The sequence below is a fragment of the Albidovulum sp. genome (genome assembly GCF_008933605.1).
Taxonomy (GTDB): domain Bacteria; phylum Pseudomonadota; class Alphaproteobacteria; order Rhodobacterales; family Rhodobacteraceae; genus Albidovulum.
Map to the genome: position 1 here is coordinate 1 of NZ_WBUS01000275.1, position 2,191 is coordinate 2,191.

The 2,191-nt window shown below is 65.5% G+C and carries 3 protein-coding genes; 2 read left to right on the forward strand and 1 reads right to left on the reverse strand.

Going from position 1 to position 2,191, the window contains the following annotated elements:
• A partial coding sequence (locus F9K34_RS18710; RefSeq protein ID WP_291338612.1) for an ATP-binding protein occupies window positions 1–117 on the forward strand: 117 nt, incomplete at its 5' end.
• A gap of 351 nt (window positions 118–468) precedes the next feature.
• On the opposite strand, the gene terL is transcribed toward F9K34_RS18710, so the two are convergent.
• Window positions 469–1,074 (reverse strand): phage terminase large subunit, encoded by a 606-nt coding sequence (terL, locus tag F9K34_RS18715; RefSeq protein WP_291338613.1) that lies wholly within the window; start codon window positions 1,072–1,074, stop codon window positions 469–471.
• Here terL and F9K34_RS18720 point away from each other — a divergent pair.
• Window positions 955–2,139, forward strand: a complete 1,185-nt coding sequence (locus tag F9K34_RS18720) for an IS256 family transposase (RefSeq protein WP_291338614.1) — start codon at window positions 955–957, stop codon at window positions 2,137–2,139. The two genes, terL and F9K34_RS18720, sit on opposite strands and share 120 nt — an antisense overlap.
• Window positions 2,140–2,191: the final 52 nt, after the last annotated feature.

Sequence of the window (2,191 nt, forward strand, 5' to 3'; positions counted from 1 at the left end):
GCCGACGCCATCCTCGATCGGCTCGTGCACAACGCCCACCGGCTGACACTCAAGGGCGAAAGCCTGCGCAAGGCCGCCGCCAGGCGCGCCGGACTTGACACCCCAGCCGGGCCGTGAAACCCATCAAGCCGCCGACGGGAACCGACCGCCCGCCTTCGCTCGGAATGGTGCCCGCGATCGTTCGGAACGCTGCCCGCGATCAATCGGAATCACTGCCCGCAATCGTCGGAATCCGCAACGGCACCGAAGCGACCATTATATCCGCCCCGAAAACTGTCCGGGAATTAGCGGAATCACTGTCCCGCGATTACTGAAATCGCTGTCCGCGAATTAGCGGAATGGGTGTCCGCGAATTTCTGAAACACGCAGGCGGTCTCCATTGAGAAGTCGCCGACCCGCTGAGCGCACGCTTTCGACGGAATTCGGGGAAGCCGCACCGCGTGTCACCTTGAGTCATTCTCGCCCTGGCTAGTCGTCGCCATAGAAGATCATGGGGCCGAACATCGCGACTGTTGGTTGGAAGCGTGACACCGCCGCCCATCCGAGGAACTGGGAGAGGGCATCGACCTGATCGTCATGGCGGCCGAAGGGAAAGGCGAGCACTTCATTGAGGAAGTCAGGCAACCAAGGAGCATCTTTGAGGAGGAAGACGTGCCCCGCCTCGATCTTGGCGGATTGCGCCGCCATGCGATCGGCCTTGCTCGCGTCCGGTTTCCTGCCGATCGGGCGAATCATGCCGGGCGGACGGTCTCGTTGAAGGTCCTGGAGGAGTTGCTGTCCCGGTCCGGCGTCCTCGATGAGGATTGTGTTTGGCCGGTGCTCCTGGGCGAGCGCGAGCGGGTGACGTCCCTGGGCGTGGTGTAGCTGGGTAGCGCGGTGGTCATCGGGGCTTTCCGGTAGGGTCTGGTTGCGACACCAACCTTTCTGGAAGGACCACCGATGACCGACGACATGATGAACCTGCGCGCGCTCGTGGAGAAGACCCCGGACGCCGACCTGCTGCGCGAGATGATTGGCTTCGCCGCCGAGCGGTTGATGGAGATGGAGGTGGGCGCTGCCACCGGCGCCGGTTATGGCGAGAAGAGCCCGCTCAGGACGGCCCAGCGCAACGGCTACCGTGACCGGGACTGGGAGACTCGCGCCGGCACCGTCGAACTGCGCATCCCGAAGCTTCGAAAGGGAAGCTACTTCCCGGGCTTCCTGGAACCGCGCCGCATGGCGGAGAAGGCGCTGACGGCCGTCATCCAGGAGGCCTATGTTCAAGGCATCTCGACGCGCTCGGTCGACGACCTGGTCAAGGCGATGGGTATGTCGGGGATATCGAAAAGCCAGGTCTCGCGGCTCTGCGAGGAGATCGACGGCAAGGTGAAGGCCTTCCTCGAACGGCCGATCGAGGGCGACTGGCCGTATCTCTGGATCGACGCGACCTACCTCAAGGTCCGCCGCGGCGGCCGCATCGTCTCCGTCGCCGTCATCATCGCGGTTGGCGTCAACGCCGATGGCCGGCGCGAGGTGCTGGGCATGGAGATCGGCACATCCGAGGCCGAGCCGATCTGGACGGAGTTCCTGCGCAAGCTGACGCGGCGTGGCCTGCGCGGGGTCAAGCTCGTCGTCTCCGATGCGCATGAGGGCCTGAAGGCGGCCGTGACCAAGGTGCTGTCGGCCACCTGGCAACGCTGTCGCGTTCACTTCATGCGGAACGTGCTGGCGCACGCCGGCAAGAGCGGCCGGCGCGTCGTCTCGGCCTTCATCGCCACCGCGTTCGCCCAGGAGACACCGGAGGCCGCCAGCGCCCAATGGCGCGCCGTGGCCGACCAGATCCGGCCGAAGGTGCCGAAGCTCGCCGCCATCCTCGACAACGCAGAGCCGGACGTGCTCGCCTACATGACCTTCCCGAAGGAGCACAGGGCCAAGCTGCACAGCACCAACCCGATCGAGCGGCTCAACGGCGAGATCAAGCGGCGCACCGATGTCGTCGGCATCTTCCCGAACGACGACGCCATCGTCCGCCTCGTCGGTGCCCTGCTGCTCGAACAGAACGACGAGTGGGCCGTCCAGCGCGCCCGCTACATGACGCTGGAAAGCGTCGGACAGTTGAGCGATGATCCGTTCATCAGCCTGCCAGCCGTGGCGCGCTGATCAGCCCGGCCACGCCGGAGTGCACGGCGACCATCGCCGCCAGCTACACCAC